Raw genomic sequence first — 15,302 nt, 5'->3', positions numbered from 1 at the left:
GACGCTCCGCGTCGCCTCCCTCCTCCGCCTTGCGATCGCACGCACCAGGCCCCGCTCCCTGATCCGGCCTGATCCAAACGACAAGCCCTAGGTGCCGCGGTTCGCCGGACCGGGCTTCGGCGGCGGGACGACCCTCGTGTCGAAGGAGCCGTCGACGATCGTCGCGGCGAACTCCGAGAGCCGCAGATGCTGGGAGCGCGCGTACCGGCGGAAGGCCTCGAAGGCCTCGTCCACCGACGTGCCCCAGCGCTCGGCGAGCACCCCCTTGGCCTGCTCGATCACGATGCGGCTGGTGAGCGCCCGCTCCACCTGGCTCTTCTCCAGATGCACCTGCTCCAGGGAGCGCTGCTGGAGCACGATGATCGTGGCGACGTCGGCCAGCGCCTGGGCGAGCGCTATGTCGTCGGTCCGCAGCGGCTCCGTGGACGTCTGGAACAGGCTCAGCGCGCCGACGACCTGATCGCGCAGCCGCAGCGGCACCGCGTGCGTGGTGCGATAGCCGCTGGAGTGCGCCAGGAGCGCGAACCGTCCCCATTCCGCGGTGGCCAGGGGATCGGTCAGGTCGACATTGGTGAGGGCGCGGGCGGAGCGGTGGGACTCCACGGACGGCCCCTGCTCGTATTGGAGCTCGAAGAGTTCGAGGGTCTTCGACCGCTCGTCGGAGGCGGCGACGACCTGCAGTTGTCCGTGCACATCGGCGAGCATGACGCCGGCCGCCGAGACGTCGAGCAGTTCCACGCAGCGGGCGGTGAGCCGCTGCAGCATGTCGATGACGTCGAAGTCGTCGATGAGGGAGTCCGTGACCTCGACGAACACCTCCGCGAGCCGCCGCTCGCGAGCCATACCGCTCACTCCCTTCTGTCCTCGGGTGAGATGTCTCCGATGTCTCCGGGAGAGTCCGGCCCGCTCATGTCTCCTCCAGCGTCGTCGTCACGATCTTCCCCTTCGGGGTGGAACCGGATTCTTCGGGCCACCACGTCGGCGGCCACTTCGCCGAGCGGCCGTCCGGTGCCGAACGCGTGGGCGCGCAGCCGCAACAGGGCCTGGGAAAGCGGCACTTCGAGCTGCACGCTGATCATTCCGGTCGCCTGATGCACGGCGGCGCGCCGGAGCCCGTTCGACCCGTCCACCGGGTCTCCGCTCAGGGCCGCGGAGGTGAGCGCCGCGGCGAGTGCGGTGGCGTCGGCGTACTGCTGGTCCGACAGAGGTTTGCCCTCGCACAAAATGGTGAGTACCCCGAGTCGCACGGCGCCAATGCCCAGCGGGAAGCAGTTCACGCCCAGCACGCCGAGCTCCCTGGCCGAGGGCAGCAGCGCCGGCCAGCGCTCGGGCGGCACCAGCCGCAGATCGGGTTCGAGGACGGGCACCCCGCCGCGCAGCGCGTCGGGCGCCGGACCCTCGCCCAGCGTGAACTGCAGATCCTCGAACCGCCCGCTCAGCTCGGGGTGGCACCACAGCGGCTCGGCCCCCTGCCCCGCCTTGACCAGCAACGTCACCGTCACCCCCGGCACTCCGAGGGCGCGCGCACAGGCCGCGCCCGGATCGCCCCCCTCACCCAACAGACGCAGGGAGCGCAGCACTTCGGCCATGCCGTCACTGATCACCTGTCCCCGTTCCGTCCCACGGCTCGTACGTCGCGGCCAGCGGCCAAGCGAAGGGTACTGGCCACCGGAAACCACCGACGCGCACACGACACAGCAAAAAGGCCCCGGTCTCTGACCAGGGCCTCAGCGATGGAGCGGGTGACGAGAATCGAACTCGCGCTCTAAGCTTGGGAAGCTCGGGTGATCTAGGGGGAGTTGGGGCCCTGACCTGCGGGTGAGTGCCCTAACGCCCCCTCGTCGCGGTCGACTTCGTGCCTGCCGTTCCCCGTGGTTCCCCGGCCGACCTGGCACGGATATGGCACGGGCCTGAGTGGCGAGGCAGCCGACCCTTGTCGCACCCCGGGGCCCGGCCTTTACCGTGCGAACGACCTCGCCTCCGGATGAGGCTACTTGCCCCGACCGCTTCGCCATGGATCCTTGCCGATCCGGCTTCGGCTCCTGGGTTCAAGCTGGATACTGCGTCTGAGATGCAGGAAGGTGTCATACACAGGGGGTTGGGCGCTGATGGGATCGTACGTTGTGCGAGTGAGGTGGCTTCTCCTACGGATATGGTCCCGATTCAGCCTCAAACGGCGACGCGCCATCCAGCGCGCCTGGGTTGAGCAGAAGAGGGTCTTGCTGGACGGCGCCTTACGTACGTTGGGCATATCGGAGGCCGAGGTGCCGAAGGTGCGCGGTGTTCTTAGGTCCTGGCCCCCCAGCTTTGCTTCCATCTTCATCGCGGTGTCTATCTTCGTCATGTTGCCGGTCATGTGGCGTTGGGTAGTCAATGTCGTCGAGGGAGTGGCAGAAGACGCAGGTTGGCACAGGGGAATTCAGGCGGTAGCCCACTATCGCTGGCTTATGACTGAAGGAAACTCGCCTCACGCACATCTGAGTACGGCGGACTATGCTGTCATATACATCCTCTTTGCCGTCTGGATGGCGATACCCCTGGTATGGATGATCAGACGTAGTCCACTCACCAGATATCGACTGGTCCTCAAAGTGGTTGACTCTGTCATCGCATGTGCCGACGCACAGCCAACCAATAGGTGGGCTCCCCGCCCGAAGGTCCTTCGCAAGGTCGACAAGAGCTGCCGTGAGGTAGAGCGGAGCCTTTTTCAGCTGCACCGGACAATGCGCGCCATCGCGATACGGTCTCCCCGGAAGCGGGCTGTCAAGCAGCACGCAGCACTGGTCGCAGGTGCCCAGCGTGATGCACTTCAGCGGATAGATGTTGACCCACGCGCATCATTGATCAGTCTGGCTCGCCTGCAACTCACCATTGTCGAAAACCATCTCAGCGGTCGGCAAGCAGCCCTTCTTTCAGCTCATCAGCTTGAGGGGGTCCATGCGGTCTCGCGGCTCCGTAACAGGTGGCTGGAATCTGCGCATATGGCGGCGGCTATCATCGCTGCGATGGCGGCCGCTACTGGGGCAGCCAAGGCGCTTCCGGCTTTGGGGGTGGGCGACGACTTGACGCCTTGGCTGACGCTCGGAATTGCTGTCCTCGCAGCCATGCTTGTTGCGGGGTGGGGACGAGTCACGCGCATACTTGAGCTACTGCCGGGATGAATTGGATTTCGCCTTATTGGGGTGTCGATGCCGTGCGTGGCAGGCGATTCCGTTTCACAACCCGCTCCCCCCAGCTTCCGTCCCGTCCGCGGTCGACCTCACCGGATATGGAGCGCGGTGTCTCGATGTAGCTCGGCTGTCGATCGATGTACCTGAACCAGGCGGAGGTATATGACGCTCATGCGGGTGTGGAAGTCTCGGTTGCTGATCTGTGCGGCGGCGGCGTGCATGTCGGCCTGGACGCGACAGTGTTCCGCGCTCTTGTCGGCCTTGGCGGCCCGTTGAGTTACTTGAACTACTCGCGCTGACTGCCCTCTGTAGGCCATGCCTCAACGGCTACCCCGCAACCGTCGTCGTGAACTCAGCCCACCACTCAACCCAAGCTCCCGTCCCGTCCGCCGTCGACCCACACATCGTGGAGCGGGCGTGGTTCATGGCGTCCAGGTGGAGCGCGCCACTGTACGAACGACCTGGACGCCATGAACCACGTCTGCTCGGCTTTGCCTGGGTCGGCGGTGGACGGGACGGGAGCTCCTCGCAACCACCCACGGACCCGCACCCGGCGGCGTTTCCCCTCCCCCCGGTGCCGGCCGATCCCCCGCCGGAGGCATCGTCTGTGAACCCGCCCCCTCACCACACCTCATCTCCCGTCGCGTGCTGCTGGTGCGCTCGGGTCGGGCCTTCCCCTCACCCGGTGTGCCCTGCCTGCCGATCGCTCGTGGCTTTGCGCCCCTCGTCCCGTGCTGGCCCGTGGCATCGAGGCCGGGTTGGTCCGGGTGGCTTGGGGCCTGCTGGGGTGGGGTGTTGTGCTCGGTCCGGCGCACGTTTTTAGCGGTCAAAGCGTGAAGCGGATCATCCCGTGACAGTGCACCTGTGGCGCGGGGCCGGGGGCCGGGGCGGCGCGGGCCGAAGGCATGAGCGCAAGCCCCGAGTCCCCGTGCCCGCGCAGGCCCGTAGCACGGGCCTGTGGGGTGTGATCCGTAGCGAGCGGCTGGAAGCCGATTGGCCAGTGCGCCGGATGCCCGACAGGGCAAGAGCCCCCGCCCCATGGGCCCCTGTGCCGCCGAGGATCAGCAACCGGGCCTGTGGTGACAGCGGGTGCGATGTGGGCTGTTGGGGCTTCGGGTGCCAGGGTGCGCTGATGCTGGGCTGTGCGTTCTGCTGGGGCTGCGGGTGTCTGCCGTTCCGCGGCTCGATCGAGCGATCACGCCAGCGGCTTCGTGGTCTCCCCACCCCCTTCCCGCCCGGAACGGGCGGGCTTGATGAGGTAGAGAAACCTGTAACAACCCCTGGGCCCCGGTCGGTTGGACTAGTTGCCTGCCGGGTCGGTGAGCTTGCGGCCGTCATGGGTTCGGATGTGGGGCGCCATGTCGTCGGTGAGGGCGTCTGCGATGCGGATGCTGTAGGCCTCGCTCATCGCGGCCATGGCTTCGTCCGGGGCAAGCCAGGTGACGGCGGTCGACTCGTCCGAGAGCTGTTCGGTCCCGCCTTCGGGCCTGCACCGGAAGACCATGGCGACGACTCCGACCGTCATGTTCTTGTAGACCCCAGTCAGCCGCTCGACGTGCACCTTGATCCCGGTCTCTTCGAAGACCTCGCGGCACACCCCATCCTCGATGGCCTCGTCCCGCTCCAGGACTCCGCCCGGCGGCTCCCATCGCCCGTTGTCGGCGCGACGGATCACCAGCACGCGTCCGTCCTCGCGCACGACGACGCCTGCCACGGATACCGAGTGGAGAGGCGTTGACGGCTTTTGGGCGTCGCTGTTACTCATGTACAGGAGGATAGGAGAGACTGTAGGACTATGGCGAGTGACAGCGTGTCGTCTTCGAACAAGGCGAAGTACCTGCAGATCGCGGATGACCTGTCCGCGCAGATCAAGTCGGGCGTGCTGGCGCCCGGCGCCCCGGTACCGAGTGAGACCGACCTCATGGAGCGGTACGGGGCCGCTTCCGGCACGGTCCGTAAGGCCATCGCGGAGCTTCGCGCGGCCCAGCTGGTCGAGACGCATCACGGCCGAGGCTCTTACGTGCGTTCGCGTCCGCCGGTTCAGCGCAAGTCTTCCGACCGTTTCCGCCGGGCGCACCGCAAGGCCGGGAAGGCGGCGTACCTCGCCGAGGCTGAGCAGTCCGGGGGGGTCCCCTCGGTGAACGTGTTGCTCGTCGGCCCGGTCGATGCGCCGGAGGAAATCGCTGAGCGGCTCGGAGTGCCGGCCGGTTCGAAGGTCCTCGCTCGCAAGCGTCGGTACTTCCGCGACGGCACCCCCACCGAGGAAGCGACGTCGTACCTGCCGTGGGACGTCGTGAAGGACATCCCCGAGATGTTCGCCGAGAACCCCGGAGGCGGCGGAATCTATGCGCGCCTAGAGGAGCACGGCCACCAGCTCGCGGAGTTCACGGAGACTGTCAGCGCCCGCCTGGCGACGAAGGCTGAGGGCACGGCCCTGGCATTGAGCCCCGGTGCTCCGGTGATCCACCTGGTCCGCAGCGCATTTTCGGACAGCGGTCGTGTGGTCGAGGTCTGCGACACGATCATGGCCGCTGACCAGTTCGTTCTCGACTATCGGTTCGCCGCGAGGGACTGACCGGCGGGCCTGCTTTTCGGCCAACTCGACACGCGCTCGGCCTCTACCGCTTGACTCATGTACATGAGTTAGGCACTCTCGTACTCATAACTCCTGTACATGAGTGCAGGAGCGAAGCTCTACTAGAGGAGACGCAATGCCGTCCTTCAAGATCGACGTTTCGACCGCCGCCGTGTTCGTGGCGACCGCGCCGACGCCGAAGCTGGCGAACAAGGCCACGGGTGAGCGGGCCATGGACCGTGAGACGAACGCCCCGCTGTCGACGGTGGGCCTGCTGATCTCGGACGAGGGTGACGGGAACCTGTACCAGGTGACCATCCCGGAGACCGGTCTTCCCGAGGGCCTGGCGCCCGGCATGCCGGTGAACGTGCTCGGCCTCAAGGCCCGCGACTGGGAGAACACCTTCAACGGCGAGAAGCGGCACGGCATCGCGTTCCGCGCGGTCGCGCTCACCACGGGGGCCTGATCATGGCCGACCTGACCATGTGGCTGGAGGCGACGGGCGCTCTCGCGGGTGCGGGTGGCGTCGGCTACGCCAAGGTCCGTGCGCCGCGCGTGTACTGGGGGATGGTCGGTCTGCCGATGGCCTGGGGCCGGTTCTCGTTCTCGTACAAGAACACGATGGACGTGTGCGGGCTGACGGTTCAGCCGTCCGGCCTGCGGGCGTTCATGTCCCGCCGGATCGCCCGCAGCGAGGTGCAGCCGGTAGCGCCGAAGATCCGCCGAGTGCGGGGCACCTCGACCGGCCTGCGGGTCACGCTCCGTCTGCCTGCTGGTCTGGAGCCCGCCGATATCGCGGCGGCCTCCGAGCGGCTGCGGCACGCCTGGGGCGTCCACGCGGTCCACGTCCGCGCGACCAAGCCGGGCTATGTGGAACTGCGGATGACCGGCTTCGACCTGCTCAAGCGGGTGCAGATGCCGAAGAAGGCCGCGCCGCACGGCCTGGTGGTGCCGGTCGCGATCCGGGACGACGGGAGCGTGTACGAGCGCAACTACCGCGAGATCCCGCAGGCGCTCACCCTCGGGGCGAACCAGTCCGGCAAGTCCATGTATCAGCGCAACCTGATCAAGGGGCTCGCTCAACTCCCGGTCGCGCTGGTGGGGATCGACTGCAAGCGCGGGGTCGAGCAGAACCGCTACGCCCCGCGGCTGTCTGCGCTGGCGACCAACCCCGACGACGCGGCCTCGCTGATCGACGTACTCGTGGCGGAGATGGAGGATCGCTTCGATCTGCTGGCCAAGCACGGCGTCTCGGACCTGTGGGAGCTGCCCGAGGACCTGCGCCCGGCGCCGATCGTGGTCCTGGTCGACGAGATCGCCGAGCTGTTCCTGATCTCCTCGAAGAAGGATGAGGAGCGCCGCGAGCGGATCGTCACCGGCCTGATCCGGCTGGCCCAACTGTCCCGCGCGGTCGGTCTCTACCTGGAGATCTGCGGGCAGCGCTTCGGGTCCGAGCTGGGTAAGGGCGCGACCATGCTCCGCGCTCAGCTCACCGGCCGTGTGGTGCACCGGGTCAACGACAAGCAGACGGCCGAGATGGGGCTGAACGACGTGGCCCCGGAGTCGGTGCCCGTGGCCTGCACGATCCCCGCCGATCGGCCCGGCCAGGCCGTTGCCGCTGATGCCTCCGGCGGCTGGGGTCGCATCCGCACCCCGCTGACCACCGTGGACGAAACCGTCGCCGTCTGCCGCGAGTTCGCCCACCTGGCCCCGGACCTTCCGGCCCTGGAGCCGTTCCGCCCGGCACCCGCGCCGGTTCCCGCGTCCAAGATTCCGCCGATGCCGACCACGGCCCCCGCGATCGGCTGACGCTCCCTCCCACTCCGGTTGGCGTGACCGTCTCGCGCCAGGTCCCTACCCCGCCATGCCTGATCCGAGAGGAGAACCACGCTCATGTGCTCGACCTGCGCCGACCTCTCCATCACGTCCGCCCTCATCTCCGATCTGAGCGACTACGCCAACCGCCCGGACGCCGACCCCGAGTTCGTCGCGGTCACCGCGTACGGCCTGGCCGTCGCCCTGTTCGGCGCCTACGAGCCCGCGCTGTACCCGCCGCCCGGCCACGGCTACCCCAGCGGCAACCGCTGACCGCCCTGTCCGGGCCCGACCCCCGCTAGGAGGTGATGACGGTGAACCGCTCGATCCGCCTGGACGCCGTGCTCATCCAAGCCGTGATCGCCGGAGCCCTGTCCTTCTCTCACCTGCACGACCTGGCCGAGGCCGCCGGACAGTCCGGCTGGAAAGCCTGGGCCTACCCGATCAGCGTCGACCTGCTCTTGGTCGCGGCTTGGCGCCGACTGCGGACCGCGCGACGTGACCGCGCCGCGTGGGCCTGGTTCGTGATCGCACTGTTCGCCTCGCTCGGCGCCAACATCGCGACCGCCGGTCTCCTCGACCTCGGCCACGTTCCGGCCTGGCTGCGCATCGTCGTCGCCGGATGGCCCGCACTCGCCTTCCTCGGCGGCACGCTTCTCGTCCACACACCGACCGACACGGCCCCGGCCTCGGTGGAGCCGACCGAAGAATCGACCGCCGTCGACCTGCACCGGCCTGCTCCCACGCCCGAACTCGACGAGCGCCCGGAGCCCACCGAGCCCGCTGAACTCCCGGCCGCCGACCCGGCCCCGGAGCCAAAGCCGGACCCGGTGAGCGTTCCGCCGGCACTTCTGGACCACGCCCGAAAGCTCGCCGACAAGCACCACCAGGCCACGGGCACTCCGCTCCCGGCCGCCAACCTGCGAGCCCAACTCGGTCTGCCCGCACCGGTCGTCGACTCGATCGCCGCACAGCTCCAGCTCACCTGACCCGAAGGGAGAACCACCCATGACCGCCTATCGGCGCTTCCGCAACGTCCGCCAGTTCGGCCCGGTCAAGGTCGCCACCTTCTACGACGGACGCGGCCGCGACCGCCACACGGCCGCCTGCACCGCGCCCCGCTGCGACTTCTCCACGGAGTACAACAACCGCTCCGCCGCCGAACTCGCCGCCCGCACCCACCGCTGCTCGGCCTAGGAGACCTCGTGGACGTCCCGCTCTGGCTCGCCGTGATCGTCGTCGGCTACCTCGGCATCAAGCTCACCCGGCCGCCGATCTGGCTCGTGGTGCTGCTCCTGATCGGCGGCTACCTCCTCGCGCACAGCTTCCTCGGCCCCGCCGTCGGTGCCCTCGTCAACTAGCCCAGATCAGAAAGGAGTCCGCTCGTGTTCACGCCGAAGATCCCGGTCAACGACCAGCCGACCGGCCAGACCATCCCGCTCAGCGGGGCCGTCGTCGAGCACCACCAAGCCCCGGCGCCCGCCCCGGTCGCCTACACGCGGCCCACGGTCCAGCTCACGCCCGGCTCGCTGGCGATCCTCGTCGGCGGCGGCACGGCTGCGGTCCTCGTGGTCGGCACCGTGCTCGTCTCGATGCTCCTCGCGGTCGCGATCACCGCCGGATCGCTCGCGATCATCGCACTCGTCGTCCGCTCGCTCATCAACCAAGAGCGCAGGTAACGCCCTCCGGGGCGGCCTCAACCGCCAAGTCTCCGCCGCCCCGGACGGCTCCACCCCTCCAGATCCAACGGACCCGAAAGGGAAGTCTCATCATGGCCCAGCCCACCCCTGCCCGCTCCCGCGTCTGCCGAGACTGCGACGGCTTCCCGACCGTCGCCGTATCCTCCGGCCTCGGCCGCGACCACGCCGGAAACCTGCACGTCATCACGGTCACCTGCCGCACCTGCAAGGGCTCCGGCGTCACGCCCGTCCGCACCCTCGCCCGCGTGGGGGTGACGGCATGAAGTCCCTGACCGTTTCCGCCCACGTGGAGCCGGACAGCGTCTCGCGGCTCGTCACCTTCGATGGCTTCGTCGTCGTCCGCGTCGGCGGCCGGGACGTGGAAGTCACCCTGCTCGCCTCGCCCGACACGTCCAAGGCGCTGCGGGACCTGGCCGCCCGCCTCAATGAGGCTGCGCAGATCCTCGACACCATGGCCACCTCTGCCGAGGTGAGCGCGTGACCGACACCGCCACTCAGGCGGGCCTGGACCCGGCCACCCTCGCCGATGTGCTGAGGGTGGCCGGGTCCCCCGGCTTCGACCGCATCCAAGACCAGATCCGCCGCACCGGCGGCTGCTCCGACCCCATCCACCTCCAGGGCTCGACCGTCACCCGCGACCGCGCCACCGGACAGGCCCTCTACTCGTACTCGACCGACACCGAGCCCGGCGGCAAGCTCCGGATCGCCTGCGGCAACCGCCGCGCCTCCCGCTGCCCCTCGTGCGCCTGGACCTACGCGGGCGACACCTACCACCTGATCCGCGCCGGGCTCGTCGGCGACCCGGCCAAGGGCACCCCGCCCACCGTCCGCGAACACCCCCGCGTCTTCGCCACCCTCACCGCTCCGTCCTTCGGACCGGTCCACAACCGGCCCGGCACCCGGCCCTGCCGCTGCGGCACCCGACACCCCGAAGACGCGCCCGAGTTGGGCACCCCGCTCGACCCGGCCACCTACGACTACGCGGGCGCGGTGCTGTGGAACAACCACGCCTCCGAGCTGTGGCGCTACTTCACGATCTACCTCCGCCGCGAGATCGCCGCCCGCGCCGGACTTACCCAGAAAGCTGCCCGTGAGCAGTCCAAGGTGTCCTTCGGGAAGGTCGCCGAGTACCAGAAGCGCGGCGCCATCCACTTCCACGCCGTCATCCGCTTCGACGGCCCCGAAGGCCCGGACTCCCCGCCACCGCACTGGGCAACCGTCGACCTCCTCACCGACGCGATCCGTGCGGCAGCTGCTCGCGTCCGCGTCGACCTGGACGCCTCCGGCGACCACCCGGCCCGCGTCCTGTGTTGGGGCGACCGCCTCGACGTGCAGACCATCAAGGCGTTTGGCGACGGCTCCGAGATCACAGAGGCAGCGGTGGCGTCGTACGTCGCCAAGTACGCCACCAAGGCCGCCGAGATCTCCGGTGCTGCTGACGCTCCTGTTCACTGCCGCAAGTGCCGAGGTAGTGGTCGCTCGTTGGTCTATGACCGCGGCGGGTCCTCACTCAGCAACTGTGCTGGTTGCCAAGGCACCGGTATGGGTGAAGACCTCGCCCGGCTGGAGGTCTCCGATCACGCCCGGCGACTGATGGAAGCATGCTGCGTCCTTCAGCCGCTCTATCCCGAACGCAACCTTGCCCGCTGGGCCCACATGCTCGGCTTCCGCGGCCACTTCTCCACCAAGTCCCGCCGCTACTCGACCACCCTCGGCGCGCTGCGCCAGGTCCGCGCCGACTACCGGGCCGCCCAGCACCGCGCCGCGCTCGGCCTGCCCGACCCCGACGAGATCGACGAGGGGACCACGCTCACGCTCGCCCACTGGTCGTACGCCGGTCACGGTCACACCCCCGGTGAGTCCTGGATCGCGGCCAACGTCCGCCGCGACATCGAGCAGAACCGCCAACTGTCCCGCGAGGAATGCGCCAACTCGGCCCAGGAAGAAGGGGAGTAGACCATGAACGACCGCTACCTCAGCGTCGACCAGGTCGCCGAGATCCTCGGCACCACGGTCCGCTTCCCCCGGCGCCTGATCGAGGAGCGCCGCATCGCGTACGTGAAGGTGGGCCGACACGTCCGCATCCCCGAGAGCGCCGTACGCGAGTTCATCGCCGCCCACACGGTCGAACCGCGTAAGCGTTCCCGCGCCCGGTACGGGAGGGCTGCCTGATGGCGAACGACAGGGGCAGGCGGCGGCGGTTCGGAGCGATCCGGAAACTCCCCTCGGGGCGTTACCAGGCGCGCTATCCGGGGCCTGACGGCGTGATGCGTCCGGCGCCGTACACCTTCGATACCTCGAACGATGCTGACGACTGGCTTGCCGAGAAGCAGACCGAGATTCGGCGGGGCGACTGGACCGATCCCGATGCGGGTGGGGTCAGCTTCCAGGCCTACGCCGACACGTGGTTGAAGGAACGGGAACTCAGCGTGCTTACCGTGGACCTGTACCGGCGGCTGCTCGACAAGCACCTCTTGCCGACCTTCGGTGAGGACGACCTCGACGAGATCACCGCGCCGCGCGTCCGGTCCTGGCGTACGGACCAGCTCGCCACCGGGTCCAAGGTCGTCACGGCCAAGGCCTACCGGCTGCTGAAGGGAATTATGGAGACGGCGGTCGACGACGAGCTGATCAGGCGTAACCCGTGCCGGATCAAGGGGGCCGGTGCGGAGAAGGCGGCGGAGCGTCCCACGGCCACCGTCGCCCAGGTCGACGCCCTGGCCGAAGCGGTCGGCATGCGCTGGCGCCTGATGGTCTACCTCGGGGCCTACGGTCCGACCCGGCCCGAGGAGCTGGCAGGGCTTCGCCGCCGTGACGTTGATCTCGACGCGCTGAAGATTACGGTGCGTGTCGCCGAACCCGAGCGGGTCAACGGCCGCCGCGCGCCCGGCGAGACCAAGTCGGACGCTGGCATGCGCACGATCTACCTGCCCGCGTTCCTGGAACGTGAGTTGCGGTGGCACCTTGAGTCGTACGCCGCAGAAGGGCCCGAGGGTCTCGTCTTCGTCGGTGAGCGTGGGGCCGCGTTCCGGCGCAGCACTTTCGGCCGGCAGTGGCGCAAGGCCCGGACTGCCGTCGGTCTGCCGGAGAACTTCCGCTTCTACGACCTGCGTCACACCGGGCACACGCTGTCGACCCGATCCGGCGCGACGCTGAAGGACACGATGGTGCGGGCCGGGCAGTCCTCGGAGAAGGCCGCGATGATCTATCAGCACTCGGAAGGGGAGCGGCAACAGGAGGTCGCGGGGATGCTCGATCGGAGTGTTCGGAGGGCTCGCGCGGCTGTGGCACGGAAGCCGGATGATCAAGCTTCTGGCACGGATCTGGCACGCGACGACTGAGCGAATCCGCACAGCAAAAAGGCCCGGGTCTCTGACCTGGGCCTTAGCGGTGGAGCGGGTGACGAGAATCGAACTCGCGCTCTAAGCTTGGGAAGCTTATGTTCTACCATTAAACTACACCCGCGCGGTACGGCCGTTGAAGCGATCCGTACTGGCGACACTGTACCCCATGCCGGGCCCCGGGCGCTGAAGCCCCGGGGCCCGGCTGCGTTGTGGGGGGTGGAAGTGACTGCGGGTGAAGGGAGTTGAAGCGTACGGTGGGGAGCCCGGCCGAGGACGATTCACCTCGGGGTGCCGCCTGGATTGGCGTCCCTTTCATCCCGTAATGTTGCTTTTCGTCGTCGGTCAGGAAACTGGCCCAATGGCTCCGTGGGGAAGGGACTCCGGGACTTGATGGACTCGATGGATCGCACCGTCGTCCGATGTGCCGAAGGGCACGTGTTCAGCACCGCTTCGTTCCCGATGCAGCAGGCGGACCGCCTCGGTCCCAGTCGGCTGATTCGGTGTCCGCGGTGCGCGCGACTTCGGCACGCCGTTCCTGTGGGACCGGACGAGCGGTAAGCGGCACCAGTGACAGTGGGCGCGGGCCCCGCCGATTGTGGCGGGCCCGCGCCCACTGCGTATCCTCGCTACGTGCTTCTCTCAGACAAGGACATCCGGGCCGAGATCGACGCCGGACGGGTGCGCATCGATCCCTACGACGAGTCGATGGTTCAGCCGTCGAGCATTGATGTGCGTCTCGACCGGTACTTCCGGGTGTTCGAGAACCACAAGTACCCGCACATCGACCCGAGCGTCGAGCAGTCGGAGCTGACGCGGATGGTGGTGCCGGAGGGCGACGAGCCCTTCATCCTGCACCCCGGTGAGTTCGTGCTCGCCTCGACGTACGAGGTCATCTCGCTGCCCGAGGACCTCGCCTCGCGGCTTGAGGGAAAGAGCTCGCTCGGCCGCCTCGGCCTGGTGACCCACTCCACGGCGGGCTTCATCGACCCCGGCTTCAGCGGCCACGTGACGCTGGAGCTGTCGAACCTCGCGACGCTCCCCATCAAGCTGTGGCCCGGCATGAAGATCGGCCAGCTGTGCATGTTCCGGCTGTCGTCACCCGCCGAGTTCCCGTACGGCAGCGAGCGCTACGGTTCGCGGTACCAGGGACAGCGCGGCCCGACCGCCTCCCGTTCCTACCTCAATTTCCATCGGACCCAGGTGTGAGCAGCAGCGATATGAGCGACGTCAGCCCCGTGCGCGAGAACCTTACGTACGAGAAGTTCGGGGTCGCCATGCGCGAGCTCGCGCAGACCATCGCCGATGACGGGTACCGGCCCGACATCATCCTCAGCATCGCGCGCGGCGGCGTCTTCGTCGCCGGCGGGCTCGGGTACGCGCTGGACGTGAAGAACATCCACCTGGTGAACGTGGAGTTCTACACCGGCGTCGGCACCACGCTGGAGATGCCGGTCATGCTCGCGCCCGTGCCGAACGCGATCGACTTCAGCGACAAGAAGGTCCTGATCACCGACGACGTCGCGGACACCGGTAAGACGCTGAAGCTCGTGCACGACTTCTGCCTCGACACCGTGGCGGAGGTCCGCTCGGCCGTCGTCTATGAGAAGTCCCACTCGCTCGTGAAGTGCGAGTACGTGTGGAAGCGCACCGATGAGTGGATCAACTTCCCGTGGAGTGTTGAACCGCCCGTCGTGAAGCGCGAGGGCCAGGTTCTCGACGCCTGAGCGCGCGTCGGCCGTACGAAATGAGGGGCCCCGCGGGGCCCCTCATTTCGTGTGCCGGAAGGCGTGTGCCGGGACGGTCTAGAACGTGCCCAGCTTGATGATCGAGAGCAGTGCGATCAGCTGGATCGCCGACGCCGCGAGCGCCTTCGGCCAGGGCAGGTCGTGGGACTTGGAGACCATCGTGGTCAGCAGCGCGCCCGCCGCGACCCAGGTCGCCCAGCCGATGAGCTGCACGAACATCGCGTCGCCGCCGAGGAACATGCCGAAGACCAGGCGCGGGGTGTCGGTGAGCGAGGCGATCAGCATGGACAGGCCGACCGTGGGCTGCCAGGCGCCGTCGCCGCCGAGCTGGCGGGCCAGGGTGTGGGTGACCACGCCGAGCACGAAGAAGCTGATCGTGATCGCGATGCCGGTCGTCAGGACGTAGGGGATCGCCGAGGACATCGTGGCGTCGATGACGTCCTCGCGGGCGCCGTCGAAGCCGAAGATCGCCAGGAGTCCGTAGAGGAACGTGACGATCAGGGCCGGGCCCCACATCGCGTAGTCGCGCATCTGGAGGTACGTCGCCGAGGGGCGCAGGATCACTCCGGACAGCAACGGCTTCCAGTGCAGGCGGGGGCCGATCGGGCCGGAGGGGCCCGGTGCGCCCGCCTGGTAGGTGGAGCCCTGGCCGTACGCGTACGGGTCGTCGCCGGGGTTCACCGAGAAGGCCTGGGTGTGACCGGGGTTGTTCGCGGCGTACGGGTCGTGGGCCCGCGGCGCGTTCGGGTCGCCGAAGTACTCGGGCTCGCCGTGCCCGCCGTTCGCCTGCGGCCACTGCTGCCGGTGCTGCTGTTGTTGCTGCTGCCCGTACCCGTGCTGCTGCTGAGGGGGCCCGTACGGAGGGTGCCCCTGCGGCGCTTCGCGGTTGTCCCGGCCGCGTCCGTTCCTGAATCCAGCCACGTACTCGAACGTACCTGTTTTCCGTGAACGCG

The 15,302-nt window shown here is 68.4% G+C and carries 20 protein-coding genes and 1 tRNA gene; 15 read left to right on the top strand and 6 right to left on the bottom strand.

Going from position 1 to position 15,302, the window contains the following annotated elements; translation table 11 throughout:
- Positions 1-87: 87 nt before the first annotated feature.
- The 4 genes from ACIA8D_RS39355 to ACIA8D_RS39340 all read right to left on the bottom strand — a co-directional run bounded on the left by ACIA8D_RS39355 (position 88) and on the right by ACIA8D_RS39340 (position 4,935).
- The gene (locus ACIA8D_RS39355; RefSeq protein ID WP_399239885.1) at positions 88-843 is read right to left on the bottom strand and encodes an ANTAR domain-containing protein; all 756 of its coding nucleotides are present in this window, start codon (positions 841-843) and stop codon (positions 88-90) included.
- 5 nt (positions 844-848) lie between these two features.
- A complete protein-coding gene (locus tag ACIA8D_RS39350; RefSeq protein WP_399239883.1) occupies positions 849-1,604 on the bottom strand; it encodes an ANTAR domain-containing protein in 756 nt (251 codons plus the stop codon).
- A 386-nt stretch (positions 1,605-1,990) separates the two neighbouring features.
- Positions 1,991-2,356, bottom strand: coding sequence for a hypothetical protein (locus ACIA8D_RS39345; RefSeq protein ID WP_399239881.1), 366 nt, complete (start codon positions 2,354-2,356; stop codon positions 1,991-1,993).
- 2,114 nt (positions 2,357-4,470) lie between these two features.
- Positions 4,471-4,935: an NUDIX hydrolase gene (locus tag ACIA8D_RS39340; RefSeq protein WP_399239879.1), complete on the bottom strand. Its 465-nt coding sequence runs from the start codon at positions 4,933-4,935 to the stop codon at positions 4,471-4,473.
- Positions 4,936-4,965: 30 nt separating this feature from the next.
- On the opposite strand from ACIA8D_RS39340, the gene ACIA8D_RS39335 reads away from it, so the two are divergent.
- From ACIA8D_RS39335 to ACIA8D_RS39275, 13 genes are all read left to right on the top strand, one after another.
- Positions 4,966-5,745: a GntR family transcriptional regulator gene (locus ACIA8D_RS39335; protein ID WP_399239877.1), complete on the top strand. Its 780-nt coding sequence runs from the start codon at positions 4,966-4,968 to the stop codon at positions 5,743-5,745.
- A gap of 136 nt (positions 5,746-5,881) precedes the next feature.
- On the top strand, positions 5,882-6,211 hold the full coding sequence (locus ACIA8D_RS39330) for a hypothetical protein (protein ID WP_399239875.1): 330 nt from the start codon (positions 5,882-5,884) through the stop codon (positions 6,209-6,211).
- Between the two features lie 2 nt (positions 6,212-6,213).
- Positions 6,214-7,554, top strand: coding sequence for an FtsK/SpoIIIE domain-containing protein (locus ACIA8D_RS39325; RefSeq protein ID WP_399239873.1), 1,341 nt, complete (start codon positions 6,214-6,216; stop codon positions 7,552-7,554).
- An 84-nt stretch (positions 7,555-7,638) separates the two neighbouring features.
- Positions 7,639-7,833, top strand: a complete 195-nt coding sequence (locus ACIA8D_RS39320; protein WP_399239871.1) for a hypothetical protein — start codon at positions 7,639-7,641, stop codon at positions 7,831-7,833.
- A gap of 41 nt (positions 7,834-7,874) precedes the next feature.
- Positions 7,875-8,549: a DUF2637 domain-containing protein gene (locus tag ACIA8D_RS39315; protein ID WP_399239869.1), complete on the top strand. Its 675-nt coding sequence runs from the start codon at positions 7,875-7,877 to the stop codon at positions 8,547-8,549.
- 19 nt (positions 8,550-8,568) lie between these two features.
- The gene (locus ACIA8D_RS39310) at positions 8,569-8,757 is read left to right on the top strand and encodes a mobile element transfer protein (protein ID WP_399239867.1); all 189 of its coding nucleotides are present in this window, start codon (positions 8,569-8,571) and stop codon (positions 8,755-8,757) included.
- 8 nt (positions 8,758-8,765) lie between these two features.
- Positions 8,766-8,921 carry a hypothetical protein gene (locus tag ACIA8D_RS39305; RefSeq protein ID WP_399239865.1) on the top strand — a complete coding sequence of 52 codons (156 nt, stop codon included), beginning with the start codon at positions 8,766-8,768 and terminating at the stop codon, positions 8,919-8,921.
- A 24-nt stretch (positions 8,922-8,945) separates the two neighbouring features.
- Positions 8,946-9,239: a SpdD-like protein gene (locus tag ACIA8D_RS39300; protein ID WP_399239863.1), complete on the top strand. Its 294-nt coding sequence runs from the start codon at positions 8,946-8,948 to the stop codon at positions 9,237-9,239.
- 92 nt (positions 9,240-9,331) lie between these two features.
- Positions 9,332-9,523, top strand: coding sequence for a hypothetical protein (locus ACIA8D_RS39295; protein ID WP_399239861.1), 192 nt, complete (start codon positions 9,332-9,334; stop codon positions 9,521-9,523).
- Positions 9,520-9,741: a hypothetical protein gene (locus ACIA8D_RS39290; RefSeq protein ID WP_399239860.1), complete on the top strand. Its 222-nt coding sequence runs from the start codon at positions 9,520-9,522 to the stop codon at positions 9,739-9,741. Before ACIA8D_RS39295 ends, ACIA8D_RS39290 begins: the two co-directional genes overlap by 4 nt.
- Positions 9,738-11,216, top strand: a complete 1,479-nt coding sequence (locus ACIA8D_RS39285) for a replication initiator (RefSeq protein WP_399239859.1) — start codon at positions 9,738-9,740, stop codon at positions 11,214-11,216. The genes ACIA8D_RS39290 and ACIA8D_RS39285 overlap by 4 nt, the downstream gene beginning before the upstream one ends.
- A 3-nt stretch (positions 11,217-11,219) precedes the next feature.
- Positions 11,220-11,432: an excisionase family DNA-binding protein gene (locus ACIA8D_RS39280; RefSeq protein ID WP_399239858.1), complete on the top strand. Its 213-nt coding sequence runs from the start codon at positions 11,220-11,222 to the stop codon at positions 11,430-11,432.
- Positions 11,432-12,601, top strand: a complete 1,170-nt coding sequence (locus ACIA8D_RS39275; protein WP_399239857.1) for a tyrosine-type recombinase/integrase — start codon at positions 11,432-11,434, stop codon at positions 12,599-12,601. Before ACIA8D_RS39280 ends, ACIA8D_RS39275 begins: the two co-directional genes overlap by 1 nt.
- 50 nt (positions 12,602-12,651) lie before the next feature.
- On the opposite strand, the gene ACIA8D_RS39270 is transcribed toward ACIA8D_RS39275, so the two are convergent.
- Positions 12,652-12,725 (bottom strand) — tRNA-Gly (locus tag ACIA8D_RS39270).
- Positions 12,726-13,234: 509 nt separating this feature from the next.
- Between ACIA8D_RS39270 and dcd the strand changes: the two genes are divergently transcribed.
- The gene (gene dcd / locus ACIA8D_RS39265) at positions 13,235-13,810 is read left to right on the top strand and encodes a dCTP deaminase (protein ID WP_399239856.1); all 576 of its coding nucleotides are present in this window, start codon (positions 13,235-13,237) and stop codon (positions 13,808-13,810) included.
- Positions 13,811-13,821: 11 nt separating this feature from the next.
- On the top strand, positions 13,822-14,328 hold the full coding sequence (locus tag ACIA8D_RS39260; RefSeq protein ID WP_399239854.1) for a phosphoribosyltransferase: 507 nt from the start codon (positions 13,822-13,824) through the stop codon (positions 14,326-14,328).
- Between the two features lie 78 nt (positions 14,329-14,406).
- Here ACIA8D_RS39260 and ACIA8D_RS39255 read toward each other — a convergent pair whose 3' ends face one another.
- On the bottom strand, positions 14,407-15,270 hold the full coding sequence (locus tag ACIA8D_RS39255; RefSeq protein WP_399239852.1) for a Yip1 family protein: 864 nt from the start codon (positions 15,268-15,270) through the stop codon (positions 14,407-14,409).
- Between the last annotated feature and the right edge of the window lie 32 nt (positions 15,271-15,302).

This window comes from Streptomyces sp. NPDC051684 (assembly GCF_044453445.1).
Classification (GTDB): domain Bacteria; phylum Actinomycetota; class Actinomycetes; order Streptomycetales; family Streptomycetaceae; genus Streptomyces.
Note: the sequence above shows the minus strand (reverse complement) of the source record. Positions and strands in the feature narration are given on the sequence as shown.